This window comes from Allobosea sp. NPDC055594, from assembly GCF_053618995.1.
Window position 1 is genome coordinate 431875 of record NZ_JBSHIO010000002.1, and the last position, 26293, is coordinate 458167.

Here is a 26293-nt window from a genome sequence, read left to right on the forward strand (position 1 = left end):
ATGACGATCGTATGAACAGGACGGGGAAGGAAGAAAGACATGGCAAGCCACAAGCTCGCACAATTCAGCTGGGAAGACCCCTTCCTGCTCGACGAGCAGCTCAGCGAGGATGAGCGCCTGATCCGCGACACGGCCCGCCAATACGCGCAGGAGAAATTGCAGCCGCGCGTCGCCGAGGCCTATCTCGAGGAGAAGACGGAGCGCGGCATCTTCAACGAGATGGGCGAGCTCGGCCTGCTCGGCGTCACCGTTCCCGAGGAATATGGCTGCGCCGGCGCCAACTACGTCTCCTATGGCCTCGTCGCCCGCGAGGTCGAGCGCGTCGACTCCGGCTACCGCTCGATGATGTCGGTGCAGTCCTCGCTGGTGATGTACCCGATCTACGCCTATGGCGACGAGAACCAGCGCAAGAAGTACCTGCCCAAGCTCGGCTCCGGCGAATGGGTCGGCTGCTTCGGCCTGACCGAGCCCGATGCCGGCTCCGACCCGGCGGGTATGAAGACCCGGGCCGAGAAGGTCCCCGACGGCTACAAGCTGACGGGCTCCAAGATGTGGATCTCGAACTCGCCGATCGCCGATGTCTTCGTCATCTGGGCGAAGTCGGCCGCGCATGACAATCAGATCCGCGGCTTCATCCTCGAAAAGGGCATGAAGGGCCTTTCGGCCCCGAAGGTCGGCGGCAAGCTTTCCTTGCGCGCCTCGATCACCGGCGAAGTCGTCATGGACGGCGTGATCGTGCCGGAAGAGAACATGCTGCCGAACGTCTCGGGGCTGAAGGGGCCGTTCGGCTGCCTCAACCGCGCCCGCTACGGCATCTCCTGGGGCGCGATGGGCGCCGCCGAAGACTGCTTCCAGCGCGCCCGCCAATACGGGCTCGACCGCAAGCAGTTCAACAAGCCGCTCGCCCAGACGCAGCTCTACCAGAAGAAGCTCGCCGACATGGTGACCGAGATCACGCTCGGCCTGCAGGGCAGCTTGCGCGTCGGCCGCCTGCTCGACGAGGGCAAGATGGCGCCGGAGATGATCTCCCTGGTGAAGCGCAATAATTGCGGCAAGGCGCTCGACATCGCCCGTCAGGCCCGCGACATGCACGGCGGCAACGGCATCTCGATCGAGTACCATGTCATGCGCCATGCGGCGAACCTCGAGACGGTCAACACCTATGAGGGCACGCATGACGTCCATGCGCTGATCCTCGGCCGGGCCGTCACCGGTCTGCAGGCGTTCTTCTGATCCACACGCTCCCCCGTCATCCCGGACGGAGCGAAGCGCAGCTCCGGGATCCATCGTAGAGCGCAACGCCCTTCGATGGATCCCGGGACGATCTTCGGCCGCCCGGGATGACGGCGTTCAGGATGGCAGCGATGTCCAACACCCCTCCCCTCGCCGGCCTGCGCGTCCTCGAGCTCGCGCGCATCCTCGCCGGCCCCTGGATCGGCCAGCTGCTCGCCGATCTCGGCGCCGACGTCGTCAAGGTCGAGAGCCCGGAAGGCGACGACACCCGCAGCTGGGGCCCGCCCTTCGTCGAGGGCGTCGGCGATGAGCATCTCTCGGCCGCCTATTTCCATTCCTGCAATCGCGGCAAGCGCTCGATCACCGCGGATTTCCGCAGCGAGGAAGGCCGGGCCCTGGTGCGCCAGCTCGCCGGTCACGCCGATATCGTGATCGAGAACTTCAAGGTCGGCGGGCTCGCCAAATACGGGCTCGATGCCGAAAGCCTGCGCAAGCTCCATCCCAGCCTGATCTATTGCTCGATCACCGGCTTCGGCCAGGACGGACCCTATGCCGAGCGCGCCGGCTACGACTTCCTGATCCAGGGCATGGCCGGCTCGATGTCGATCACCGGCCAGCCCGATGGCCAGCCGACAAAGGCCGGCTACGCCAAGACCGATATCTTCACCGGGCTCTACGCCACGGTCGGCATCCTCGCCGCGCTGCGCCGGCGCGACCAGAACGGCGAAGGTGCGACGATCGATCTTGCGCTGATGGACACGCAGGTCGCGGTGCTCGGCAACCAGGCGCTGAACTATCTGGTCTCGGGCAAGCCGCCGGCCCGGCTCGGCAACGCCCATCCGAATATCGTGCCTTACGAGGTCTTCCCCGTCGCGGATGGGCACATCATCATCGCCACCGGCAATGACGGGCAATATCGCCGGCTCTGCGAGGTTCTGGGGCAGGCCGATCTCGGCACTGATCCCGCCTATGCCGACAATAAGGGCCGCGTCACCGGCCGCGCCGTGCTGATCCCGCTCCTGGCCTCGCTCACCGCCCAGCGGCAGAAAGGCGAGCTGCTCACGGCGCTGGAAGCCGCCGGCGTCCCGGCCGGGCCGATCAACGATATCGGCGAGGTCTTCGCCGATCCGCAGGTGATCGCACGCGGCATCAAGGCCGAGTTGCCGAGCGCCGCCGCCAAGGCCGGCGCGATCCCGACCGTCGCCTCGCCGATCGTGATCGACGGCGTGCGACAGGTCGCCGGCCGGCCGAGCCCGCGGCTCGGCGAGCACAAGGACGAAATCCTCAACGACCCCACCTGGAGTGGACGACATGGCTGAACGGAGCGGCGGGCAGATCCTCGTCGATCAATTGCTGATTCATGGCGCGACGGACGCATTCTGCGTGCCGGGCGAGAGCTATCTCGCCGTGCTCGATGCGCTGCACGACGCCAATCTCAAGGTCACGATCTGCCGGGCCGAGGGCGGCGCGGCGATGATGGCGGAAGCCGCCGGCAAGCTGACCGGCAAGCCCGGCATCTGCTTCGTGACGCGCGGGCCGGGCGCCACCAATGCCTCGCCCGGCATCCATATCGCCGACCAGGACTCGACGCCGATGATCCTGTTCGTCGGCCAGATCGAGCGCGGCATGCGCGAGCGCGAGGCCTTCCAGGAGCTCGATTACCGCGCCGTCTTCGGCACGATGACGAAATGGGCGACCGAGATCGACGATGCCGCGCGCATCCCCGAGATCATCAGCCGCGCCTTCCATGTCGCGACCTCCGGACGGCCCGGTCCGGTGGTGATCGCGCTGCCCGAGGACGTGCTGACCGACCTCGCCGACGTCGCCGATGCCGAGCCTTATCAGGTCACCGAGACGCATCCCTCGCTGCTGCAGACGATCGACCTGCAGAAGCGGCTCTGGGCGGCGAAGAAGCCGGTCGCGATCCTCGGCGGCTCGCGCTGGAACCCGCAGGCGATCGAGCGCTTCCAGCGCTTCGCCGAGCGCTTCGACCTACCGGTCTTCGTCTCCTTCCGCCGGCAGATGCTGTTCCCGGCCGACCATCCGAATTTCGGCGGCGATCTCGGTATCGGTCCCAATCCGAAGCTGCTGAAGCGCATCCAGGAGAGCGATCTCGTCCTGCTGGTCGGCGGGCGCCTCTCGGAAATGCCGAGCCAGTCCTACACCCTGTTCGGCATCCCCAATCCGGGCCGGCCGCTGGTCCATGTCCATCCCGATCCGGAAGAGCTCGGCCGGGTCTACCGCCCGTCGCTCGCGATCAATGCGACGCCGACCGCGTTCTGCGCCGCGCTCGAGACGGTGCACCCGCCGCAGGAGATTCCGTGGGCCGGTGCTGCCGCCGAAGCGCATGAAGCATATCTCGCCTGGAGCGAGCAGCCGGCGCCGGTGCCGGGCAAGTTCCACCCCGGCGAGATGGTGACCTGGCTGCGCCGCAACCTCCCGGCCGATGCGATCATGTGCAATGGCGCCGGCAATTACGCGACCTGGGTGCACCGCTTCCACCGCTTCACCAAATTCGCGACGCAGCTCGCCCCCACCTCCGGCTCGATGGGCTATGGCGTGCCGGCGGCGATCGGCGCCAAGCGGCTCTTTCCGGAGCGCACCGTCGTCGCCTTCGCCGGCGATGGCTGCTTCCTGATGAACGGCCAGGATTTCGCGACCGCCGTGCAATACGAGCTGCCGGTGATCGTGATCGTCGTCGACAACGGCATGTACGGCACGATCCGCATGCACCAGGAAAAGCACTATCCCGGCCGCATCTCGGCGACGACGCTGAAAAATCCGGACTTCGCCGCCTATGCCAAGGCCTTCGGCGGCCATGGCGAGCGCGTCGAGACGACCGAGCAGTTCGCGCCGGCCTTCGAACGGGCTGTGAGCTCGGGCAAGCCGGCGATCATCCATTGCCTGCTCGACCCCGAGGCGATCACGCCGGCGAAGACGCTCTCGACTATCCGGGCCGAGGCGATCGCGGCGCAAGGCTCAGGGCAGGCCTGAGCCGGCCCGGCCGAACCACATCCGGCGCAGCAGCCGGTCCCGCCAGGCGAACTGGTGGACCAGCGCTGCGCCGAGATGGATCAGCCCCAGCACGACGAGGCTGTCGAAAACCAGCCCGTGCAGGCTGCGCATCAGCTCATAGGTCGCCTTGTCCGGGCCGATGGGGTGAGGGATAGCGAACCAGCCGAAATACAGGGTCGGGATCTGGATCGGCGCAGCCGCGACCATCAGCAGACCGGTCGCGGGCAGCACCAACAGGCACAGATAGAGTCCGGCATGCACGGCCAGCGCCGCCCTGCGCAGCCAGGCGCTGGCCGGCAACGGCTCCGGATCCGGGATGACGAGCCGCAGGCTCAGCCGCATCACGACGAACAGGGCGACAGTCAGCCCGATCGATTTATGCCACTGATACAGGACGAAGCGGCCGAGCAAATCCCGGCTCTCATCGCCCATCAGGCGGGCGAGGCTATACTGGGCCACGATGAGCGCCAGCGTTAGCCAGTGCAGGACAACGAGAACCGGATGCCAGCGAGGCGGCCTCGCGACCGCCGTGGTCATTGCCCGAGCCGCCCCTTGATCGCGATCTCGACCTGGTCGTCGACGACATTGACCTCGCGGCCGATGCCGAAGGCCGAGCGCGAGAAGGCAGCGCTGGCCCGAAACTGCAGGCGCCCGCTGCGCTCGGCCATCCCGACATCGTCCTCGGCGACGGCGGTCGCCGCGACCGGATGGGTGACTGCGCGGATGGTCAACCGCCCCTGGATCGTCAGGCTGCGCTCGCCTGTCCGGGTCACGCTGTCCGAGGTGAAGCTGGCGAGCGGGTGATGGGCGGCGTCGAGCATGCTGTCGCCCTTGATGAAATCGTCGACGAGGGCCGTGCCGGTGTGCAGCGACGCGGTCTCGATGGTGATGCGGATGCGGCTGCGCTCCGGCCGCGCGAAATCGAGCGCCACGACGCCGTCATAATGCTCGAACTGGCCCGAGGCGGTCGGCACGCCGAAACGGCGCGCGACGAAGCCGACCTCGCTTGCTCCCGGCCGTAGCGACAGGGAGGTCTGGGCGACCACCGCACCGGCCGCCAAGAGCGCGAGCATGGACACAGCAAGTCGGGTCATTGCGCGACGGACTGCCCGAAACATGGCGTGGCGGTGGCAGACGCCACCTCACACGAAGAGTTGAAATCGACAGTTCCGGGAGATCGGCCGCATCGCCAAGCCGCCGGACAGGCGGATACCGGGCCGCCAGCGAGCAGCAGCGGCGCTCCATCTGGCTTCTGCATCTCCAGACAGAAGCGTCGCCGCGAAAACGCGACTGCCGGTGCCATTGAACCTTTCGGCTCGCACTTCGTTTCAAGGAGCAGGCAGGGAGTAACGACAATGTCACGGCGGATGGTACTGGCGATGGGAATGGCGGGGGCCATGGGCCTTGCCATGGTGCCCCAGGCACAGGCTGCCGGCTTCTTCGACGATCTGGCGCGCATCTTCGGGGCGCGCCCGACGCCGCCGGCCATGATCGGCGGCGGCGATCCCTTCGAGATGACGGTGAAACCGAAACGGCAGAAGCCGCGTGCGGCCGCGGCGTCGACCAAGCCGGCGGAACCCGCGGTCAAGCTCGATCCGGCGACCGATCCCTACTGGTATCTGCACGACCCGACGCTGCGCAAAGGCGACATCATCGTGACGCGTGCGGGCGTCGTCGTCTTCGACGGGCGCAGCGGATCGCAGCATTCGCCGGAAGCATTCACGGCGCTTGGCGACACCAAGCGGCTGCCGAAGGCCCAGCAGCAGGTGCTGCAGGCGGCAGCGGCCGGCGGGCGGGCCTATTTCCGCCATGACGACCCGGCCAGCCCCGCCGCGCTGGCGCAGAAGGTCAATGTCGAGAACGCGATCTCGCAGGCTCAGTAGGTCGCGCGGCCGCCCGACAGATCGAAGACCGCACCGGTCGAGAAGCTGCATTTCTCGCTGGCAAGCCAGGCGACGAGCTCGGCCAGTTCCTCGACCGTGCCGAGCCGCCGGAGCGGGCTCTTGCCGATCATGGTCGCGACCGTCTCTTCGCTCATCTGCTGCAGCAGCTCGGTCTCGATCGCCGCCGGCGCGACCGCATTGACCAGCACGCCACTGCCGGCGAGCTCCTTGCCCTGCGCCTTGGTCAGGGCGATCACCCCGGCCTTGGCGGCGCTGTAGGCGGACAGCGTCGGAGTGCCCTCCTTGCCGGCGAGCGAGGCGATGTTGACGATGCGGCCGTAACCGCGCGGCGCCATCGTGGCCGCAACCGCCCGCGAACATAGGAAGGTGCCGGTCAAGTTGACCGCCTGGACCTGCTGCCATTGCGCCAGCGGCGTCTGCGCCACCGTGGTCGACGGGCCGGTCAGCCCGGCATTGTTGACGAGCACGGCGACCGGCCCATGCTCGCTTTCCGTCCGTGCCAGAGCGGCAGCGACCTGCGCCTCGTCGGCGACGTCGCAGGCGACGAAGCCATGGCCGCCCTCGCCTTCCGCCAGATCCCACACGACCGGCAGGAAGCCGTCATCGGCGAGCCGCTCGCAGACGGCGCGGCCGATGCCCTTGGCGCCGCCGGTGACGACGGCGACCTTGGCGAGAGCTTCTGCGCTCACGCCGCCTTGGCCTGTTCGAGCTTGGCCGCAACGAGCTTACGCAGGCCACGCAGGTCCTTGACGAAGCCGCGAATGCCCTCGGCCAGTTTCTCGGTCGCCATCGCGTCCTCGTTCAGGGCGAAGCGGAAGGCCTTCTCGTCGAGGACGAGGCGCTCCGGCGCCTTGCCGACGGCTTCGGGCGAGAGCTTGCGCGGCAATTCGCCGGTCGCGGCCTGGAGCTCGTCGAGCAGACCGGGGCCGATGGTCAGCCGATCGCAACCAGCCAGCGCCTCGATCTCGCCGGTGTTGCGGAAGGAGGCGCCCATCACCACCGTGTCGATGCCGTGGGCCTTGTAGTAGCTGTAGATGCTGCGGACGGAGACGACGCCCGGATCGATCTCGGCCGTATAGGGGCCGCCGCCGGCCTTGACGTGCCAGTCGAGGATCCGGCCGACGAAGGGCGAGATCAGAAAGGCCTTGGCATCGGCGCAGGCGACCGCCTGCGGCAGCGCGAAGAGCAGGGTCAGGTTGCAGTCGATACCCTCGGCCTGCAGCACGCGGGCGGCCTGGATACCTTCCCAGGTCGAGGCGATCTTGATCAGGATGCGCTCGCGCCCGACGCCGCGCTCCTGATAAGCGGCGATGATGGCGCGCGCCTTCTCGATCGTCGCCTTGGTGTCGAAGGAGAGGTCCGCGTCGACCTCGGTCGAGACGCGACCGGGGACGATCTTTGCCAGCTCGGCGCCGAAGGTGACGGCGAGCCGGTCACAGACCGCCTCGACCGCGCCGGCGCCGCCCTGCCGCTTGCCCCAGGCGATCGCCTCGTCGACGAGGCCGGCATAGGCCGGCGTCTCGACCGCCTTCAGGATCAGCGTCGGATTGGTGGTGCAATCCACCGGCTTCAGCCGCCGCACGGCCTCGATGTCGCCGGTGTCGGCGACGACGGTGGTCATGGCGCGGAGCTGTTCGAGCTTGGAAGCGGTCATCTCTCTACCTCGGGATATGCGGCCGGTTTCCCCGCCAATATGGCGCCTGCCGCGCGTCATTGCGAGCACACGCGAAGCAATCCAGCCCTGCGTCAGGTCGGCTGGATCGCTCCGCAGGTCTCGTCGGCCCGCACTGAGCGGACAAGGCTCAGCTCTTCACCGCCCCGGCGGTCAACCCAGAGACCATGTTGTTGCGGAAGCCGTAATAGATCACCGCCGGTGGGATGGCGTAGATCAGGCCGGCCGTCATCAGGAGATTCCAGGGCGCGTCGTCGGCCGAGAGGAACAGGCCGAGGCCGACGGCGAGCGGCAACTCCTTCTCGCTGGAAAGCAGCAGGAAGGCGTAGAGATACTCGTTCCAGGCGAGCAGCAGCGCATAGATGCCGATCACCACCATGGAGGGCTTCATCAGCGGCAGGTAGACCATGCGGAAGAGCTGGAGCGAGGTCGCGCCGTCCATGATCGCGGCTTCGTCGAGTTCCTTCGGCAGCTTGTCGGAAGCCTGCTTCAGCACCCAGATCGCATAGGGCGAAGCCAGCGCCACCATGGCGAGGATCAGGGCCGTGCGCGTGTTCAGCAGACCGAAGGTCCCCATCGCCTTGTACATCGGGATGGCGAGGAAGGCGGCCGGGATCAGATAGGTCGCGAGCGCGAAATTCATGATCGAGCGGCCGCCCGGCGCCTTCAGCCGCGAGATCGCGAAGGCGGCGCAGGTCGCGATGAACAGCGTGAGCAATCCGGTCGTGATCGCGATCAGGAAGCTGTTGAACAGCTGCAGCCAGAAATTGGTCAGGTAGTAGTGCTGCTGCTTGAAGACGATCTGGAAGTTCTGCAGCGTCGGCTGGTCGGGCCAGAGCTTGCCGGCCAGCATCGATTCCTGGTTGGAGATCGACAGTACGAAGAGATGGTAGATCGGCAGCAGCGTCCAGATCAGCACGGGAATCGCGATCAGGATCAGCTTGCCCTCGTCGAGGAGCCTTTTCATCATTCGGCTCCCTTCGAGAGACGCTTCACCATGAACCAGACCATGGGCAGGATCAGCGGCATGGCGACGATGATCGAGGCGATGCCGAGGTCGAGATTATTGTTGCGCATATAGCGGATGCCGAGCGTCGCCAGGACGTGGTTGAGGTCGCCGGGCCCGCCACCGGTGAGCAGGTAGACGCTGTTGAAATCCCCCAGCGTCCAGATCATCGAGAGCAGCGTCGAGGTGACGTAGAGCGTCGCCAGCGACGGCCAGGTGATGAAGCGAAACTGCTGCCATTTGTTGGCGCCGTCGACACTGGCGGCCTCGTAGAGATCCTGCGCGATGGCGAGCCGGCCGGTGACCAGGATCAGCGTCCAGAACGGCAGCGACTTCCAGATATGGACGAGGATCGACGAGGCGAAGGCTAGCGTCGGATCGGTCAGCCAGCCCGGCCCCTCCATGATGCCGAACCACTGGAAAAGCTGCTGGTTGATCATGCCGTTCTCGGGATTCAGCATCACCCGGAAAGACAGGATGGTCGGAATCGAGGGCACCGCCCAGGGCAGGATGAAGAGCACCAGCATGAAGCGGACCCAGGCGCGCTGCTGGACGAAGAAGCCCGACAGGAACAGCGCGATCAGGAACTTCAGGTTCACCGCCACGAACAGGAAGATGATGGTGTTGACCACCGTCCGCAGGAAGATCGGATCGGCGAACAGCGCCTTGTAGGATTCGAAATTCAGGCCGATCCACAGGCCGTAGGCGACCGGGTAGGCCACCATCACGGCGAAGACGAGGATATAGGGGGCGAGCATGAGCACGCCCCAGAAGACGCGGTCGCGCGCCTGTCCCGAGGTCGCGTCGGCCGAAGCCGGGCTGGAGGTTGCCATCGTTGCGGCGGTCATCTTCTTGTCTCCCTCTGCGCTCCGGCCGTTTGAGACGCGTCGGCATCCCGCGGCCCTGATCGCCGCGGGATGCCTTGTCTGTCAGGCAGCGAGGCCAGTCTTCAGCCGGCGATCTGCTTGATGCGCGCGATCATCTCGTCGGTGGCCTGTTCGGGCGAGACCTTGTCGACCAGCACGCGGTTGACGGCCTTGGCCCAGACGTTCTCGGCATTCACCGCCGTGAACTTGTAGTTGTAGACGAACTGGAACGGCACGGTGCCGTCCTTGTACTGCTTGTAGACCACCGCGCGATGCGGGTCCTTGCCATCCGACCAGAACGGCGCCTCGATGCCGGCGAGCGTGGTCGAGACCCAGCGCCCGGCCGAGCCCTCGACGAAGGGACGCAGATTCTCGTCCTTCATCAGGAAGGCCATGAACTCCTTGCCGCGCTTCTTGTTCTTGCCATCGGCGAAGACCACCGCGGTCTTGACCGCCGCGAGGTTGGTCATGTTGCTGCCGTCGGGCTTCTTGGGGAACTCGGCGGTGCGGATATTGTCGTAATAGTTCTTCTTGGCCGCGTCGCGCTGTTCCTGGGTCAGCGCCGGATTGTTCATGTCGTCCATATGCTTGCCGGCGATCGAGATCGTCGCGTTATGGGTCGCGATCGTCGTGCGGTTATGGAAGGCGACGTTGTTGTCCGGGTCGAGCCAATTCACCGAGGAGGGCGGCGTGCAGCCGCGCTGCATGATGTTGGCATAGGACTTCACCGCCTCGATCATCGCGGCCCGGTTCTTCGGCTCGTCCAGAACGATCTTGCCGCTCTCGTCGACGACCTGCGCGCCATAGGCGTTGGCGAAGGTCAGGAAGGAATAGAAGGTGTCGGAAGCGGCGACGCCGAGCGGGTGGCCGATGCCATAGATCCGCTTGCCCTTGGCACGCGCCGCGCCCTGGACCTTGTCGCACCAGAAGTCCCAATAGCCGTTCCAGGTCTTCGGAATATCGCTTTCCTTGAACCCGAACTCCTCGAGCATGTCCTTCCAATAGGTGATGTGCATCATCTGCTGCTCGACCGGGAAGGCGTAATAGGCCTTCTTGTTGGTCTTGCCGTTCATCAGGAAGGTGGTGGCGAGCGCCTGCGGCTGGAATTCCTTCTTCATCGGCTCGATGACGTCGGTGACGTCCTCGAGCTTGCCTTCGAAGGCCCACTGGCCAGTGGTGCGGAAATCATAGGTCGTGCAGAAGCCGACATCCGGCGGCGTGCCGGCCTGGACCGCGCCGACCGACTTGGTCACGCAATCCTCGGTCGCGTAGAGCGAGAGGTCGACCTTGACGCCCGTCGCCTTCTGGAACTTGTCGACGACGGCGAGCAGCGCGTCGTCCTCGCCCTTGTAGAAACCCTTGGTGAACCAGACCGTCACCGTCTCCTGCGAGAGGGCGGCTCCGGACCAGCCGACGGCGAGCGCGGCCAGAGCGGCTCCACTCACCAGATTACGCATCGTTCTCATCGGAAACCTCCCATTTAAAACGTTTAGATTAGGCGATTATGAGCGCCTTCGGCCGGAGCCTAGTCGAAAAGCCCCCCGATAAACAAGCCGTCCAGATGAGTGAAATTCGCGCGTTTCCGACAAGGTGGAAGCCGCCGTGACGGCTCGCCAGCGCCGCTTTCCCGCCGTTCTTCCCCGGGCGCTCGCGGCATTGTCACAGATGTGTCGTCTAAGCGGCTTAACCGGCAGGCCAAGAAGGCTCGGACACCGCAAGGCGGAGTGCGGACGCAAGCCTTCCACCCTCAGGTCCTCCCTCCCAAGGCCACGGAGACTTCCATGCGCTCATTCGCACTCGCCGCCGCGCTCGCGCTCGGCCTCGCCCTTCCCGCCACGCAGGCAGGCGCCGTCGAGGGCAAGCTCGTGCTCTATACCAGCCAGCCCAACACCGATGCGCAGCAGACGATCGACGCCTTCAAGGCCAAGTACCCCAAGGTCGAGATCAGCTTCGTGCGCGACGGAACGCCGCGGGTCATGGCCAAGCTCCGGGCCGAGTTCGAAGCCGGAGCGCCGCAGGCCGACCTGCTGCTGATCGCCGATGCGGTGACGATGGAAGGCCTCAAGAAGGAGGGCCGGCTGCTCGCCCATGACAAGGCCGACACCGCCGCCTATCCGGCCGGCATGCACGACCCCGCCAAGTTCTGGTTCGCCACCAAGCTGATCACCACCGGCATCGTCTACAACACCAAGGCGACGATGAAGCCGGAGAGCTGGCTCGATCTCGCCAAGCCGGAGGCGAAGAACCTGCTGGCGATGCCGAGCCCGCTGAATTCGGGCGCGGCGATGATCCACACCATCACCCTGACCGGCAACCTGCCCGGCGGCTGGGGCTTCTACGAGAACCTGCAGAAGAACGGCGCGCTCGCGGCAGGCGCCAATGGCGACATTCTGCGGCAGGTCGCCACCGGCGAGAAGCTCTACGGCATGATCGTCGACTTCATGCCGATCCGCGAGAAGGCCAAGGGCGCCCCGGTCGCCTTCGTCTTCCCGAAGGAGGGCGTCTCGGCGGTGAGCGAGCCGGTCGCGATCCTGAAGGCCAGCAAGAACCCGGACGCCGCCAAGGCCTTCGTCGACTTCCTGATCTCGAAGGAGGGGCAGGAACTCGCACTGAAGCAGGGCTATGTCGCCGCCCATCCGCAGATTGCCCTCCCGGCCGGCTATCCCGCCCGCGATGCGATCAAGCTCATGCCCTTCGACGCCGCCAAGGCGCTCGCCGAGGAGCCGGCCGCCCGCAAGCGGTTCAGCGCGATCTTCGAGTGAAGCCCTGCCGCGTAACGGGCCGGGGCGCGCGCGCATGACGCTCGCCGCCCCTTCATCCGCTCTGCCGCGGCCCCGGCTGCGGCAGAGCCGTTTGCGTCTCACCCGGCCGAGGTTACGACTCCCGGCCGGGCTCGGCCTGCCCGCCGCGATCACGCTGGTCGCCATGCTGCTCGGCGCCCTGCCCTTCCTGCGCCTCGCCTTCGCGGCCTTCGCCCCCGGCGGCCAGTTCGCGCCGGGCGCCGTGCTGGAAGTGATCGGCGGCCGCGCCGCGGTCAATGCGACCCTGCACAGCCTCGAGACGGCGGCCTTCTCGGCGTTCGGCGCGCTGCTGGTCGGCGGCGGCTTCGCCCTGCTGCTCGCCGTCACCGATCTGCGCGGCAAGCGCCCGCTCGCCTTCGGGCTGGTCTTCTCGATGATGATCGCGCCGCAGGTGGCGGCGCTCGCCTTCCTGAGCCTGCTCGCGCCGCATTCGCCGCTCCTGGCCCTCATCGGCCTGTCGCCTTCGCCCGGCACGCCGAACCCGCTGCTCGGCCGCGGCGGCATCATCCTGGTCATGGCGCTCCACCATGCGCCGCTGGTCGCGATCACGCTCTGGACCGGGCTGCGCAGCGTGCCGCATTCGCTGGTCGAGGCCGCCCAGATGGAAGGCGCCTCTTCGCGGGTGATCGCGACGCGGATCCTCATTCCGGTCCTACGGCCACAGATCGTCGCCGCCGCCCTGCTCGCCTTCGTCGCCGGCATCGGGAACTTCGGGATTCCGGCCCTGCTCGGCCTGCCGGTCAACTATCTCACCCTGCCGACACTGATCTATCGCCGACTGTCTAGCTTCGGGCCGGAGGGCCTGCCGGATGCGGCAGCGCTCTCGCTCCTGGTCGCGCTGCTCGCCGGGCTCGGCATCCTCGCCGGCATGCTGGCGATGCGTCAGGGCGGCGGGAAGGTCGAGATCGAGCGGCCGCTGCAGCCCTTCTGGCAGCTCGGCCGTGCCCGCCCCTTCGTCGCCGGCGGCCTCTGGCTGCTGCTCGCACTCAAGCTCGGCCTGCCGCTGCTCGCCCTGCTCGGCGAGGCGCTGACGCCGGCGCTCGGTGTCGCGCTATCCTGGCAGAGCCTGACCTTCGACAAATTCGCCGAGGTGCTGCTGCGGCAGGATGTGACGGTGCGCGCCTTCCGCAACTCCTTCCTGTTCGCCGGGACGGCCGCGCTCCTGCTGGCGCTGCTCTCGATCGCCTTCGCCTATACGCTCGAGCGGCGGCTCGGTCGGTTCAGGCGAGCCGTCGAGCTGGTGATCGAGCTGCCCTATGCGCTGCCCGGCGTGGTGCTCGCCATCGCCTGCATCCTGCTGTTCCTGAGACCTTTGCCCCTGGTCGGCTTCAGCCTCTACGCCACGCCCTTCATCATCCTGTTCGCCTATCTCGCCCGCTTCCTGCCGCTGGCGCTGAAGGCGCCGGTCGCGGCGATGGCGCAGATCGAGGCCCATCACGAGGAGGCGGCCAAACTCGACGGCGTGAGCGCCTGGCAGATGCTGCGCTTCATCGTCGCGCCGATCCTGGCACCGGCCGCGACGGTGAGCGCGCTGATGGTCTTCCTCGTCGCCTTCAACGAGCTCACCGTCTCGGCGCTGCTCTGGTCGTCCGGCACGGAGACACTCGGCGTCGTGCTGTTCAGCCTGAAGGAGGCGGGTCTCGCCGGTGAGGCCGCCGCCATTGCGATCAGCGCCTCGGCCGTGATCCTCCTGGCGATGCTCGGGCTCGATCTCGCCGGACGGCGCCTGCCGTCGCAAGTCCTACCCTGGCGGATCTGAGCAACGCTCCAGCATTGCCGCGGCCCGGCTGATGCCAGATCCGGCGTCTTGTTCAGGAAAACCCGAAATCGCGCCTTCCGGACCAGGGTCTGTGCGATCCGGGCCGATCGAACTCGATGTATCCGGCAGATCGCGGAATCACGGCGGGGACGTTGTTCAATCTGCTCGCGTGAGGCAATGCAATTACTGATTGGGGCGGCAGGCGACCGATTCAGGTCTGTGAGATCCCGAATGCGAAGGCCGTCTTATGAAGCTCGTCATCATTTCCGACATTCACGGCAACCTGGATGCTCTACGCGCGTTGCCCGAGAGCTTTGACGAGCTATGGGTGCTCGGTGATCTCGTGAACTACGGGCCGCAGCCGCGCGAGGTTGTCGAGGATCTCGTCGCGCGGGCGTCATTGATCGTCCAGGGCAACCACGATCACGCCGTGGGGCACGACGACGACAGTCGGTGGAGCGCCCGCTATCGGACGATGTCCGAGATCAGCCGTCGGCATACGGCTGCCGCACTCACCGAAGAGCAAAAGGCCTATCTGCGCGATCTGCCGGTCCATGCTCATGCCGAGCGGGAGGGGGTGCGCTTCCAGCTGACGCATGGAACGCCGTCCGATCCTCACTACGGCAAATGCGCTGCGGAGGACTGGCCCCGAGAACTGGAAGCCGTGGAAGCCGACGTCCTGCTTGTCGGCCACAGCCATGTGCCGTTCCTCGGCCGCTTCGGCTCGAAGACCGTGCTGAACCCCGGTAGTATCGGACAGCCACGGGCCGGCTCCCCGGAAGCCAGCTACGCCGTTTGGGAGGATGGCGAGTTCAGCTTGCGCTCGTTCGCATACCCGGTCGAGCAGTCGGTGGAGAAGCTCAAGAGGCTGGCGTTTCCGCCAGCCGTCGAAGACGAACTCGCCATGATCCTTCGGACCGGCGCGGTCAAATAGGCGCGCCGGTCAGCGCCCGATCGGCAGAACGCCCGCAATCGAGAGCCCCGGCGGGCCAGCGCAATATTCGCATCCTGCCTTTTCGCGAGCCGAGCAGCCATGCTCGAACAGATCTGTAGCCGCCAGGCGTAGAACTTTGGGTCTGCCTTCCCCCGCTGCCGGCAGCGTTGCGGGGCCGATAGTTTAGCGGAAATTAACGCAACCACCTGATGCTGGCCCGCGATGGAGTTGGCGTGTCCTGAGAAAAGATAGAGATCGAGGCCCGCCGCGCCATCAGGCCGCACCGATCAAGGACGCTTGAGACCAATGGCCTACCGCGCCTCCGACCGCCTCCCGCAGGAGCCCATCGCCGAAGATCGCAAGATTCTCGTGGTCGAGGATTCCAAGACCTATTCGATGGCGCTCTGCCGCCGCCTCAGGGACGAGATCGGGCTGGAGCTGATCGCCTGCCGCTCGCTGAACGAGCTGCACGAGGTCGTCACCGAGAACAGCACCGCCTTCACCCTGGCGGTGGTCGACCTGAACCTGCCGGACGCACCGCGCGGAGAGGCGATCGACTTCACGGTCCAGCGCGGCATTCCGACCATCGTCCACACCGGCAGCTTCGATTTCGAGACGCGCAACCGCATCATGGAGCGCGACGTCATCGACTATGTCCCGAAGGACAGCGAGTTCGCCCTCGAGACGGTGGTCCGCGCCGTCAGGCGGGCACTGGCCAACCGGCGAACCCGGATCCTGGTCGTCGACGACGTCAAGGCGACCCGCGGCCTGCTCGCCCGGATGCTGACCGTGCAGCAATACGACGTCGTCGAGGCCAGCTCCGGCGCCGAGGCGCTTGCGTATCTGGAAGCCAACCCCGATGTCCGCCTCGTCGTCACCGACTACAACATGCCTGGCATGGACGGGTATGCGTTGACCCGCCATATCCGGCGCCGCTTCTCCGCCAGCGGCCTGCGCGTGATCGGCGTCTCCTCGTCCAACGACCGCATGGTCTCCGTCGGCTTCCTGAAGGCCGGTGCCCATGACTTCATCTCGATGCCCTTCGTGCCCGAAGAGCTGCAGTGCCGGATCGCGAGCAATGCCGAGACGCAGGAGCAGATCGAGCAACTGCGTAATCTCGCCTCACGCGACGCCCTGACCGGCCTGTTCAACCGCCGCCATTTCTTCGAGCATGCGCCGGCCCTGATCGCCGAAGCGCGCGCGCGCTGGCAGAAAAGTGCGGTCGCCATCCTCGACATCGACGACTTCAAGCAGCTGAACGACAGCCACGGCCATGACCTCGGCGACCGCGCCCTGGCCGGCGTGGCGCGCTGTCTTTCGCAGTCGATCGAGGGGAGCAACAGCCTCCTCGCCCGGATTGGCGGCGAGGAATTCGCCATCCTGTTTCCCGGCCTCGACGCCAAGGCCGCGATGCGCCGGGCCGACCATGTCCGGCTCGACGTCTCCCATGAAACGGTGACGCTCGGCGAGCATCAGGTCGCCCTCACCGCCTCGATCGGCGTCGCCGAGATCGATGAGAATGTCAGCTTCGACCAGGCGCTTGTTGCCGCCGACCGCGCGCTCTACGCCGCCAAGCGCGAAGGCCGCAACCGGGTCTGCGTGCAGGCCGCCTGACGCCTCGCTTCTGCGGCTCGCCGTCGAGGCATGCGGCAGGAGCAGGCCGGTCTGGGGCTAGCATCCGCCCTTCCCTTCGCAAGCTCATCCCACAGCCCCGGGAAAGCGCCTGCCTTGCGCTGACGGCATGCCGACATCGTCGCCCGTCGCTTCCGGGGCAAGCGGCGGCATGCCACCTTCCGCTCAGCTTACGATTCGGGGGATGCTGTCCATGATCGAAGATTCTGTCAGATCGGCGCGGTCACCAGCACAGCGGCTGCGTTCCCTCGGCACTCTCTTGCTCGCGGCCAGCATGCTCACCTCCCAGGCCGCATCGGCCTGCACGAGCTTCCTGATTCCGACCTCGGATAATGGCGCCGTCTATGGCCGGACCATGGAGTTCGGCTTCGAGCTCGAATCGCGTGCCATGATGATCCCGCGAAATTACAAGCTCGCCAGCAGCGGCGCTGACGGCAAGCCGGCCGCCAGCTGGACCAGCAAATATGCCGCCGTCGGCCTGAACGCGCTTGGCGTCACCGCGCTGGTCGACGGCATGAACGAGAAGGGGCTCGTCGGCGGAATCCTCTACTTTCCAGGCTTTGCCGGCTATGCCGATGCGGGCAAGTCCGACCCGGCGAAGTCGCTCGCGCCCTGGGATGTGCTGACCTGGGCGCTGACGAACTTCGCCACCATCGCCGAGGTCAAGGCCGCGCTGGAAGGCATGGCGGTGATCGGCGTCGAGCAGCAGCAGATGAAGATGGTGCCACCGGTGCACTACACGCTGCACGATGCCTCGGGCGCCTCGCTGGTGATCGAGCCGATCGACGGGAAGCTCAAGCTCTATGACAATCCGCTGGGCGTGATGACCAATTCGCCGCCCTTCGACTGGCACCTGACCAATCTGCGCAACTATGTGAAGCTCTCGCCCCACAACGCGCCGCCCCTGAAGATCGGCTCGCAGAGCTTTTCGCCACTCGGAGAGGGCTCGGGCATGCTCGGCATCCCCGGCGACCCCACCCCGCCTTCCCGTTTCCTGCGCGCACTCGGCTACACGCTCTCCGTCGAACGCAAGCCTAGCGGCATCGAGAGCGTTCGACTCGCCGAGCATATCGTCAACAATTTCGACATCCCCAAGGGCTGGATCAAGGCAGGCGGGGAGCCGCTGGAATACACGCAATGGTCAACGGTGGCGGATCTGACCAACCGCGTCTTCTATGTTAAGACCTACACCGATCCGGTCCTGCGCGCGATCGACTTCAAGAGCTTCGACCTCGACGCCAACGCCATCGTCAGCGCCGAGCTCAAGCCGGGCATGGCCGCTCCCGCCCTGGCGTTCCCGAAGCGCTGAACGGGGCAGGCGTTTAATCCTGCAGCGGAGCGGTGCAGACCGCCCGCCGCACCAGAAGCTATTTTGGCCGGGGGGCCTCGACATCATGGCATCAGCGCGCTTGCACAGCCGCTTCGGACGGCTCTTCGGAGCAGCCTCGCTCAGCCTCGTCTCCTGGCTTCCCTCCGCCTCGGCGGTCGGCGCTGCGGACATGACCTCACCGACGATAACGGCGCCGGCGGCGGCCGCGCCGGAGTGGACGATCACGGTCTCGCCCTATCTCTGGGCGACCAGTCTCAACGGCGACGCCGCGGTGCTCGGCCACAAGCGCGCGGTCGACATACCCTTCCGCGACACCGTCAAGGACCTCAAATTCGGCTTCATGGGAGCCGTCGAGATCCAGCGCGGCAAGCTCGGCTTCTATGTGAACGGCCAATATGCCGACATCGAGAGCCAGGACAATTTTCGGCGGCTCGATATCGGCATCGGCTCGAGGATGACCGTATTGGCGGCAGGCGCCTTCTACCGCATCCTCGAAAGCCCGCTGGGCGGCAGCACGCTTCACGGAGCACCGCGGGTGTTCGCGCTCGATCCGCTCGTCGGCGTCCGCTGGACGCGTCTGACCGGCAGCATCCGGGTCGCCGGCTTCGGCCTGTCGGAAAGCGAAAGCTGGCTCGATCCCTATGTCGGCGCACGCGCGACACTCGATCTCGACGAGCGCTGGAACCTGACAGCCGAGGCCGATATCGGCGGCTTCGGCGTCGGCTCGCGGATCACCTACAACGCGCAGGCTTATCTCGGCTACCGCACCACCCTGTTCGGCCGGCCGACCATGCTGCGCGCCGGCTACCGGGCGCTGTATCAGGACTATCGTGAAGGCGGCTTCCTGTGGAACGTGACGCAGCACGGGCCGGCGCTCGGCGCCTCCATGCAGTTCTGACGGAAGCTCACCCCGACGAGCCGGCGACTACGCCGCCGGCTGCTGCTCCGGCTTCGCCTCCCCCATCAGCAGGCTGCGCGAGGCCTTCGCCTCCCGCACGATGAAGTCGACGATCGCCCTGACGCGGGCGACCTCCTTCAGATCGGCATGGACGAGCAGCCAGAAGGAGCGCGTGATCGAGACGGTTTCGGGAAGAACCGGCACGAGGCGCGGCTCGGACGGCACCATGAAATGGTGGATGACGCCGATGCCCGCCCCCGCTGCGACAGCGTTCATCTGGGCGAGCACGCTCGAGCTCTGGATCTGAGCCCGCAGGCCTTTGGCGACCTCGTCGAGATAGTCGAGCTCGGGCGTGAAGATCAGATCGTCGATATAGCCGATGATGCGATGGGCGAAGAGATCCTCGGGCGCCGTGATCGGCGGCATCGAGTCGAGATAGTCGCGGGAGGCGTAGAGGCCGAGCCGGTAGTCGCAGAGCTTGCGCGCCACGACCTTGCCCTCCTTGGGCGGCGCCAGCGTGATCGCGACATCGGCTTCGCGCTTCGACAGCGAGAGCAGCCGCGGCATGGCGATCAGCTGGAGTTCCAGCCCCGGATAGGCCTTGGCCAGCGACGACAGGCGCGGCGCCAGGAAGGAGGCGCCGAAGCCGTCGGGCGCGCCGATCCGGACCGTGCCGGACAGCGCCATGTCGGCACCGCCGATCTCGCTCTGGATGGCGAGCGCCTCGGTCTCCATGCTCTCGGCCTTGGCCAGCAACTGCTCGCCATGGCCGGTCAGCGCGTAGCCCTGAGGCCGGCGCTCGAACAGCTTGGCCTTGAGCGCTTCCTCCAGCGAGGTGATGCGGCGCGAGACGGTGGCGTGATCGGCACCGAGCCGTCGGGCGGCGGCCGTCAGGCGGCCGGAGCGGGCGACGGCGAGGAAGAAGCGCAGATCATCCCAGTCGAACCGTTCCATGACGCTCCCTCCATATCTGCTTTTGTGCACGACAGGCGACTTAATCTCCCTATAGTCGTGCGCAAACGATAATGGTAGGGGTAAGCGCAAGCAGAATTTTCGCAGCACAATCGGGAGGACGCCATGCGTCAGGTCGGGCACTTCATCGGCGGCAAGCATGTCGCGGGAACTTCTGGCCGCACGGCCGACATCTATCAGCCGATGGATGGCTCGGTGATCGGCCAGGTCGCCCTCGCCTCGCAGAAGGAGCTGCGCGCCGCGGTCGAGAACGCGCTGGAGGCGCAGCCGAAATGGGCGGCGGTCAACCCGCAGCGCCGCGCCCGCGTGCTGATGAAGTTCATCGACCTGATCGCGCAGAACAATGACGAGCTCGCCGAGCTGCTCGCCCGCGAGCACGGCAAGACGATCCCCGACGCCAAGGGCGACATCCAGCGCGGCGTCGAGGTCGTCGAATATTCGCTCGGCGTTCCCGGTCTGATGAAGGGCGAGTTCACCGACGGCGCCGGCCCCGGTATCGACATCTATTCGCTGCGCCAGCCGCTGGGCGTCGTCGCCGGCATCACCCCGTTCAACTTCCCGGCGATGATCCCGCTCTGGAAGCTCGGCCCCGCCATCGCCTGCGGCAACGCCTTTATCCTGAAGCCGTCCGAGCGCGATCCCGGCGTGCCGATGCGCCTTGCCGAGCTCTTCGTCGAGGCTGGCGGCCCTCCCGGCATCCTCAACGTCGTCAACGGCGACAAGGAAGCGGTCGACGCCATCCTCGACGACCATGACATCAAGGCCGTCGGCTTCGTCGGCTCGACGCCGATCGCCGAGTACATCTACTCGCGTGGCTGTGCCAATGGTAAGCGCGTGCAGTGCTTCGGCGGCGCCAAGAACCACATGATCATCATGCCCGACGCCGACATGGACCAGGCGGTCGATGCGCTGATCGGTGCCGGCTACGGCTCGGCCGGCGAGCGCTGCATGGCGATCTCGGTCGCCGTCCCGGTCGGCAAGGCGACCGCCGACGAGCTGGTGAAGCGGCTGATCCCCCGCGTGGAAAGCCTGAAGATCGGCCCCTCGACCGACACCTCGGCCGATTACGGCCCGGTCGTCACCAAGGCTGCGATGGAGAAGATCAAGTCCTATGTCGACATCGGCGTGAAGGAAGGCGCCAAGCTCCTCGTCGACGGGCGCAACTTCAAGATGCAGGGCTACGAGAACGGCTTCTATGTCGGCGGCTGCCTGTTCGATGGCGTCACCAAGGACATGCGGATCTACAAGGAGGAGATTTTCGGCCCCGTCCTCTCCGTGCTGCGCGCCGAGAGCTATGACGAAGCGCTGAAGCTCACTAACGATCACGAATACGGCAACGGCACCGCGATCTACACCCGCGATGGCGACGCCGCTCGCGACTTCGCCTCGAAGGTCCAGGTCGGCATGGTCGGCATCAACGTGCCGATCCCGGTTCCGCTCGCCTACTACACCTTCGGCGGCTGGAAGCGCTCCGCCTTCGGCGACCTCAACCAGCATGGCCCGGACTCGATCCGCTTCTACACCAAGACCAAGACGGTAACGGCGCGCTGGCCTTCCGGCATCAAGGACGGCGCCAGCTTCGTCATCCCGACCATGGGGTAGTACGGTCGCCCAAAAGGGAGGGGATGTCGCCATGCCGAAACTCAGCGAAATCGAGCTCGGCCCGAACGATATCCTCATCCCTGATATCGACGATGCGCTGATCGCGGATTTCCGCCGGCGTGCCGAGCTCATGGGCAGAGGCGTGAGCGACTACATCCTCGACATAATCGCGCGCGGCGCAGCTCTCCCTCGTGAGGACTTCGCCGGCGCTTATGTCATCATTTTGGATGACGAGCCATGACCGCCTTCTCCCTCACCGAAGACCAGATCGCGATCCGCGACATGGCGGCCTCCTTCGCCGCCGAGACGCTCGCCCCCCATGCCGTGCGCTGGGACGAGGAGAAGCATTTTCCGGTCGAGGAGATGCGTGCCGCTGCCGCGCTCGGCATGGGCGGCATCTATATTCGCGACGATGTCGGCGGCTCCGGCCTGTCGCGTCTCGACGCGGCGCTGATCTTCGAGGCGCTCTCGACGGGCTGCCCGACGGTCGCGGCCTATATCTCGATCCACAACATGTGCGCCTGGATGATCGACCGCTATGGCTCGGACGAGCAGCGGCAGAAGTACCTGCCGAAGCTTTGCAGCATGGAGCATCTGGCGAGCTATTGCCTGACCGAGCCCGGCGCCGGCTCGGACGCCGCGGCGCTGAAGACCAAGGCGGTGCGCGACGGCGACCATTACGTCCTCGACGGCCAGAAACAGTTCATCTCCGGCGCCGGCGTCTCCGACATCTATGTCGTGATGGTGCGCACCGGTGAGGCCGGCGCCTCCGGCATCTCGACGATCGTCGTCGAGAAGGACACGCCCGGCCTCTCCTTCGGCGCCAATGAGAAGAAGATGGGCTGGAACGCCCAGCCGACGCGCGCCGTGATCTTCGAGAACTGCCGCGTGCCAGTGGCCAACCGGATCGGTCCGGAAGGCATCGGCTTCAAGATCGCCATGGCCGGCCTCGATGGCGGGCGGCTCAATATCGGCGCCTGCTCGATCGGCGGGGCGCAGGGCGCGCTCGACAGGGCGCTCGCCTATGCCCAGGAGCGCAAGGCCTTCGGCGCCCGCATCGCCGACTTCCAGGCGCTGCAGTTCAAGCTCGCCGACATGGCGACCGAGCTCGAGGCGGCCCGAACCTTTCTCTGGCGGGCCGCCGCGGCGCTCGACGATAAGGCGCCGGATGCGACCAGGCTCTGCGCCATGGCCAAGCGCGTCGCGACCGATACCGGCTTCGAGGTCGCCAACCAGGCGCTGCAGATCCATGGCGGCTACGGCTATCTCGCCGATTACGGCATCGAGAAGATCGTGCGCGACCTCAGGGTCCACCAGATTCTCGAGGGGACCAATGAGGTGATGCGGATGATCGTGGCGCGTTCGCTGGTCGGACGGGCCAAGGGGAACTAGCAAACCCGGGGCATCCCAGGCGGACATAGTCCGACCCGAGATCCATTCCGGAACGGCTCAGGCATGGATCTCGGCTCTCCGCTTCGCTGCGGCCGGGATGACGACCCGAAATACAGGCAGGGAGAGAATGACCATGACCACGATCGCCTTCATCGGCCTCGGCAATATGGGCGGCCCGATGGCCGGCAACCTCGTCAAGGCGGGGCACACGGTCAAAGCTTTCGACCTGTCGCAGGCCTCCAAGGACGCAGCCGCCGAGCTCGGAGTCGGCATCGCCGCCTCTGCCAAGGATGCGGTGGCAGGGGCGGAGGTCGTCGTCACCATGCTGCCCGCCGGCAGGCATGTGCTCGGCGTCTGGGCCGACATCCTGACCGCCGTGGCACCGGGGACGCTGGTGATCGATTCCTCGACCATCGACGTCGAGAGCGCCCGCAAGGCGCATGCGCGCGCCGCCGAGCGCGGCTGCCTCTCGCTCGACGCGCCGGTCTCGGGCGGCGTCGGCGGCGCCAAGGGCGCAACCCTGACCTTCATGGTCGGCGGCAGCGACGAGGCTTTCGCCAAGGGCGAGCCGATCCTCTCGGCCATGGGTCGGCGCGTCGTGCATTGCGGCGATGCCGGCAACGGCCAGGCGGCGAAGATCTGCAACAACATGATCCTCGGCATCTCGATGATCGGCGTCTCGGAGGCCTTCGTGCTGGCCGAGAAGCTCGGCCTCTCGCATCAGGCGCTGTTCGACGTCGCCTCGACCTCGTCCGGTCAGTGCTGGTCGCTGACCACCTATTGCCCGGTGCCCGGCCCGGTGCCGACCTCGCCGGCCAACAACGAATACAAGCCGGGCTTCGCCTCCGCGCTGATGCTGAAGGACCTGAAGCTGTCGCAGGAGGCGGCCCAGGCGGCGGGCGCCTCGACGCCGCTGGGCGCTGCTGCGGCGCAGCTCTACGCCCTCCACAATGCCTGGGGCGAAGGCGGCACCGACTTCTCCGGCATCATCCATCTGCTGCGCGGCCGCGAGGGGAAGTAAGGGCGCGCCGGGGGATCATTTGCGCGCATACGAATTCTTCGCTTTCGGCCGTTCCGGAAGATTCGAAAGCGCGCTAGGACAGGTGTCATGAACGACGCCTTCCGCCCCCGCGAACGCTCCGCCCTCACCGGCTTCGCCACCAATCCGCTCGACCGACGCGGCGACCAGCGCGACCAGCCCGATGCGGTCGCGCGCTATCGCGCCAGCCCGGGCACGCGCCATGCCATCGTCGCGGGCGAGACGCCGATCCTGCGGCGAATCGGACCGGAAGACCTGACGATCTGGTTCGACGAGGCGCAGGCGGACGGCGTCGGCAAAGCGCTCGACGAGGTCTTTCTCGGCATCCATCCGGAAGGCCAGGCCTGCTTCGGGCGGCTGATCGAGCGCCAGCTCACCGACCCGCTGCGCGAGCGCGAGGACCTGGTGGTCAGCGATCTGCGCAGCGTCGCGCTGAAGCGCCTCGTTCCGGCCGAGGAGGTCGGGCCGCTCGGCGAAGCCAAGGCGATCCTCGACTGGCATGCCCGGCACCGCTTCTGCGCCAATTGCGGCGGCCCGGCGCTGATGGTCAGCGGCGGCTGGCGGCGCGAATGCGCGCAATGCGGCGCGCTGCATTTTCCGCGCACCGACCCGGTCGTGATCATGCTGGCCGTGCGCGGCGACAAATGCCTGCTCGCCCGCCAGGCGCGTTTCGCGCCGAAGATGTACTCCTGCATCGCCGGCTTCCTCGAGCCCGGCGAGACGCTCGAGGACGCGGTGCGCCGCGAGACCTGGGAAGAGGCGGGCCTGCGCACTGGGGCGGTGCGCTACATCGCCTCGCAGCCCTGGCCCTTCCCGAGCTCGCTGATGATCGGCTGCATCGCCGAGGCGCTGAACGACGACATCGTGCTCGACGGCACCGAGCTCGAGGACGGGCGCTGGTTCAGCCGTGAGGAGGCGCTGCTGATGATCGACGGGCGGCATCCGGACGGGCTGAGCTGCCCGCAGCACATCGCGATCGCCAGCACGATCCTCAAGGCCTGGGCCATCGACGGCGAGATGCCGACATCCAGCGCCTGACGGCGATATGCGCCGCCGTCAGCGCGACGGCGTCAGCCAGAGCGCATGGACCTTGCCGTCATCGGCCAGGCCGATGCCCCATTCCAGCTTGCCGTTGGCGAACTGCGCCTCGTAGATGTCGGCTGGCCCCGACGGCTCGACGCCCTTGAAGACCAGCTGGCGCAGATCCCCCTTTGCGGCAAGCTCCGCCTGCACGAACGGGAACTGTTCGCCGACGACGATGGCGAGTTCCCGGCTCATCCGCTCCTCGCCGGTGCGCCCTTCCCGCTGCTCGACGATGATGGCGCGCAGCGCTGCCTCGCTGCCCGGATGGGGCGTCCTGTTACGGACCCTGGCGGCGATTGCGGCCTCCTGGGCGGCGGCCTCATCGGTGTCGATCCGCAATGCGACGACGTCGAAGCCCTCCTGGCTCAAAGTGAGGGATGGCGCGGCCCCGCCGCGGGATGCCGCGAAGCCGATCTGAGCGGGTACGGCCTTCAGAAAGAACGCGTCCTCGGCCTCGGCGAACAATTCGAGCGCCGGCTGGCCGGTGAGCTGGCCGAACAGGCTGTCGCCGCATCTCTCGACCGCGATGATCGCGCCCGACGGATGCCGGTAATGGCCGACATAGCGTTCGAACAGCGCGGGATCGAGCCTGACCGCCGTGCGCGGCCTCGCCTGCTCATAGCGTCGCCGCGCGACGCTGTCTGGTGTCAGCTCCGTCATATTGGTCTCCTTTGCGAGCGTGATGAGATCCTCGATGGAGAGCGTGTGGCCGGCAGAGAGCGTCGCCCGCGCGGTCTCGACGAGCGCGAGCCCGCGCTCAGCCTGGACGCGTTGCCGCGACAGCGCCTGCGATTGCAGTGTCAGGATTCGTTCGAGGTCGATCGCCTTGCCCTGCAGCAGCGCCACGATGCTGCTGAGACTCAAGCCGAGCCGCTTGAGGGCCAGGATTTCGTGGAGACGGGCGATCTCCCCGGCTCCGTAGAGCCGCCAGCCCTTGTCCGTGCGCCGCGGTCGGATCAGCCCGCGCTGCTCGTAGAGCCGCAGCGCCCGTACCGTCAGGCCGATGCGGCTGGCACATTCATGTGCCGCGAGCCATTCCTGCTCGACGGCGCCCTGCGTCTTCTTCGCCATGACTTGCCTCCTGCAGCAAGTCCTAGGCTATGACCCAGGGGCCGGCGCAAGCGCGACCCGCTGGGATATCGTATTCACCGTCCC

General features: G+C 66.7%; 24 protein-coding genes. 15 read left to right on the top strand and 9 right to left on the bottom strand.

The features are described 5' to 3' along the window. Nucleotides 1-39: 39 nt before the first annotated feature. From ACWGRX_RS06005 to ACWGRX_RS06015, 3 genes are all read left to right on the top strand, one after another. Nucleotides 40-1233: an acyl-CoA dehydrogenase gene (locus ACWGRX_RS06005; RefSeq protein ID WP_452116790.1), complete on the top strand. Its 1194-nt coding sequence runs from the start codon at nucleotides 40-42 to the stop codon at nucleotides 1231-1233. Between the two features lie 131 nt (nucleotides 1234-1364). Beyond that, on the top strand, nucleotides 1365-2552 hold the full coding sequence (locus ACWGRX_RS06010) for a CaiB/BaiF CoA transferase family protein (RefSeq protein ID WP_452116791.1): 1188 nt from the start codon (nucleotides 1365-1367) through the stop codon (nucleotides 2550-2552). Then, nucleotides 2545-4227, top strand: coding sequence for a thiamine pyrophosphate-binding protein (locus ACWGRX_RS06015; RefSeq protein WP_452116792.1), 1683 nt, complete (start codon nucleotides 2545-2547; stop codon nucleotides 4225-4227). Before ACWGRX_RS06010 ends, ACWGRX_RS06015 begins: the two co-directional genes overlap by 8 nt. Here ACWGRX_RS06015 and ACWGRX_RS06020 read toward each other — a convergent pair. Further along, on the bottom strand, nucleotides 4213-4785 hold the full coding sequence (locus ACWGRX_RS06020; protein ID WP_452116793.1) for a cytochrome b: 573 nt from the start codon (nucleotides 4783-4785) through the stop codon (nucleotides 4213-4215). The two genes, ACWGRX_RS06015 and ACWGRX_RS06020, sit on opposite strands and share 15 nt — an antisense overlap. Further along, nucleotides 4782-5321 (bottom strand): YceI family protein, encoded by a 540-nt coding sequence (locus tag ACWGRX_RS06025; RefSeq protein ID WP_291635248.1) that lies wholly within the window; start codon nucleotides 5319-5321, stop codon nucleotides 4782-4784. The genes ACWGRX_RS06020 and ACWGRX_RS06025 overlap by 4 nt, the downstream gene beginning before the upstream one ends. A 282-nt stretch (nucleotides 5322-5603) precedes the next feature. Here ACWGRX_RS06025 and ACWGRX_RS06030 point away from each other — a divergent pair, with 282 nt between their 5' ends. Next, nucleotides 5604-6131 carry a hypothetical protein gene (locus tag ACWGRX_RS06030; protein WP_452116794.1) on the top strand — a complete coding sequence of 176 codons (528 nt, stop codon included), beginning with the start codon at nucleotides 5604-5606 and terminating at the stop codon, nucleotides 6129-6131. On the opposite strand, the gene ACWGRX_RS06035 is transcribed toward ACWGRX_RS06030, so the two are convergent. From ACWGRX_RS06035 to ACWGRX_RS06055, 5 genes are all read right to left on the bottom strand, one after another. After that, entirely contained in the window at nucleotides 6125-6841 is a 717-nt protein-coding gene (locus ACWGRX_RS06035; RefSeq protein ID WP_452116795.1) for an SDR family NAD(P)-dependent oxidoreductase, read from the bottom strand. The genes ACWGRX_RS06030 and ACWGRX_RS06035 overlap by 7 nt on opposite strands. After that, nucleotides 6838-7806, bottom strand: coding sequence for a transaldolase (gene tal / locus ACWGRX_RS06040; RefSeq protein WP_452116796.1), 969 nt, complete (start codon nucleotides 7804-7806; stop codon nucleotides 6838-6840). Before tal ends, ACWGRX_RS06035 begins: the two co-directional genes overlap by 4 nt. 148 nt (nucleotides 7807-7954) lie before the next feature. Continuing rightward, nucleotides 7955-8791 (bottom strand): carbohydrate ABC transporter permease, encoded by an 837-nt coding sequence (locus ACWGRX_RS06045; protein WP_291635240.1) that lies wholly within the window; start codon nucleotides 8789-8791, stop codon nucleotides 7955-7957. Continuing rightward, complete coding sequence (locus tag ACWGRX_RS06050; RefSeq protein ID WP_291635238.1) at nucleotides 8791-9678, bottom strand: carbohydrate ABC transporter permease; 888 nt, start codon at nucleotides 9676-9678, stop codon at nucleotides 8791-8793. The genes ACWGRX_RS06045 and ACWGRX_RS06050 overlap by 1 nt, the downstream gene beginning before the upstream one ends. 101 nt (nucleotides 9679-9779) lie before the next feature. Further along, nucleotides 9780-11153, bottom strand: coding sequence for an ABC transporter substrate-binding protein (locus ACWGRX_RS06055; RefSeq protein WP_291645252.1), 1374 nt, complete (start codon nucleotides 11151-11153; stop codon nucleotides 9780-9782). 324 nt (nucleotides 11154-11477) lie between these two features. Here ACWGRX_RS06055 and ACWGRX_RS06060 point away from each other — a divergent pair, with 324 nt between their 5' ends. The 6 genes from ACWGRX_RS06060 to ACWGRX_RS06085 all read left to right on the top strand — a co-directional run bounded on the left by ACWGRX_RS06060 (nucleotide 11478) and on the right by ACWGRX_RS06085 (nucleotide 19050). Further along, nucleotides 11478-12458: an ABC transporter substrate-binding protein gene (locus ACWGRX_RS06060; protein ID WP_291644628.1), complete on the top strand. Its 981-nt coding sequence runs from the start codon at nucleotides 11478-11480 to the stop codon at nucleotides 12456-12458. Between the two features lie 91 nt (nucleotides 12459-12549). Continuing rightward, on the top strand, nucleotides 12550-14256 hold the full coding sequence (locus tag ACWGRX_RS06065; protein WP_452116797.1) for an ABC transporter permease: 1707 nt from the start codon (nucleotides 12550-12552) through the stop codon (nucleotides 14254-14256). 247 nt (nucleotides 14257-14503) lie between these two features. Then, nucleotides 14504-15190, top strand: a complete 687-nt coding sequence (locus tag ACWGRX_RS06070) for a metallophosphoesterase family protein (RefSeq protein WP_291635230.1) — start codon at nucleotides 14504-14506, stop codon at nucleotides 15188-15190. Nucleotides 15191-15496: 306 nt separating this feature from the next. Beyond that, complete coding sequence (locus ACWGRX_RS06075; protein WP_291635228.1) at nucleotides 15497-16804, top strand: GGDEF domain-containing response regulator; 1308 nt, start codon at nucleotides 15497-15499, stop codon at nucleotides 16802-16804. 211 nt (nucleotides 16805-17015) lie between these two features. Next, entirely contained in the window at nucleotides 17016-18131 is a 1116-nt protein-coding gene (locus ACWGRX_RS06080) for a linear amide C-N hydrolase (RefSeq protein WP_452116798.1), read from the top strand. 190 nt (nucleotides 18132-18321) lie between these two features. Further along, the gene (locus ACWGRX_RS06085) at nucleotides 18322-19050 is read left to right on the top strand and encodes a hypothetical protein (RefSeq protein ID WP_452116799.1); all 729 of its coding nucleotides are present in this window, start codon (nucleotides 18322-18324) and stop codon (nucleotides 19048-19050) included. A gap of 27 nt (nucleotides 19051-19077) precedes the next feature. Here the strand turns inward: ACWGRX_RS06085 and ACWGRX_RS06090 are convergent, their stop codons facing one another. Next, the gene (locus tag ACWGRX_RS06090) at nucleotides 19078-20004 is read right to left on the bottom strand and encodes a LysR family transcriptional regulator (protein WP_452116800.1); all 927 of its coding nucleotides are present in this window, start codon (nucleotides 20002-20004) and stop codon (nucleotides 19078-19080) included. 123 nt (nucleotides 20005-20127) lie between these two features. Here ACWGRX_RS06090 and ACWGRX_RS06095 point away from each other — a divergent pair, with 123 nt between their 5' ends. From ACWGRX_RS06095 to nudC, 5 genes are all read left to right on the top strand, one after another. Continuing rightward, complete coding sequence (locus tag ACWGRX_RS06095) at nucleotides 20128-21624, top strand: CoA-acylating methylmalonate-semialdehyde dehydrogenase (RefSeq protein WP_452116801.1); 1497 nt, start codon at nucleotides 20128-20130, stop codon at nucleotides 21622-21624. A 31-nt stretch (nucleotides 21625-21655) separates the two neighbouring features. Further along, nucleotides 21656-21865 carry a hypothetical protein gene (locus ACWGRX_RS06100; protein WP_452116802.1) on the top strand — a complete coding sequence of 70 codons (210 nt, stop codon included), beginning with the start codon at nucleotides 21656-21658 and terminating at the stop codon, nucleotides 21863-21865. Beyond that, nucleotides 21862-23016, top strand: coding sequence for an isobutyryl-CoA dehydrogenase (locus ACWGRX_RS06105; RefSeq protein ID WP_452116803.1), 1155 nt, complete (start codon nucleotides 21862-21864; stop codon nucleotides 23014-23016). The genes ACWGRX_RS06100 and ACWGRX_RS06105 overlap by 4 nt, the downstream gene beginning before the upstream one ends. A 133-nt stretch (nucleotides 23017-23149) precedes the next feature. Beyond that, nucleotides 23150-24037 (top strand): 3-hydroxyisobutyrate dehydrogenase, encoded by an 888-nt coding sequence (gene mmsB / locus ACWGRX_RS06110; RefSeq protein ID WP_452116804.1) that lies wholly within the window; start codon nucleotides 23150-23152, stop codon nucleotides 24035-24037. Nucleotides 24038-24124: 87 nt separating this feature from the next. Further along, entirely contained in the window at nucleotides 24125-25093 is a 969-nt protein-coding gene (gene nudC / locus ACWGRX_RS06115; RefSeq protein WP_291644610.1) for an NAD(+) diphosphatase, read from the top strand. 18 nt (nucleotides 25094-25111) lie between these two features. On the opposite strand, the gene ACWGRX_RS06120 is transcribed toward nudC, so the two are convergent. Then, the gene (locus tag ACWGRX_RS06120) at nucleotides 25112-26209 is read right to left on the bottom strand and encodes a MerR family transcriptional regulator (protein ID WP_452116805.1); all 1098 of its coding nucleotides are present in this window, start codon (nucleotides 26207-26209) and stop codon (nucleotides 25112-25114) included. Nucleotides 26210-26293 lie beyond the last annotated feature (84 nt).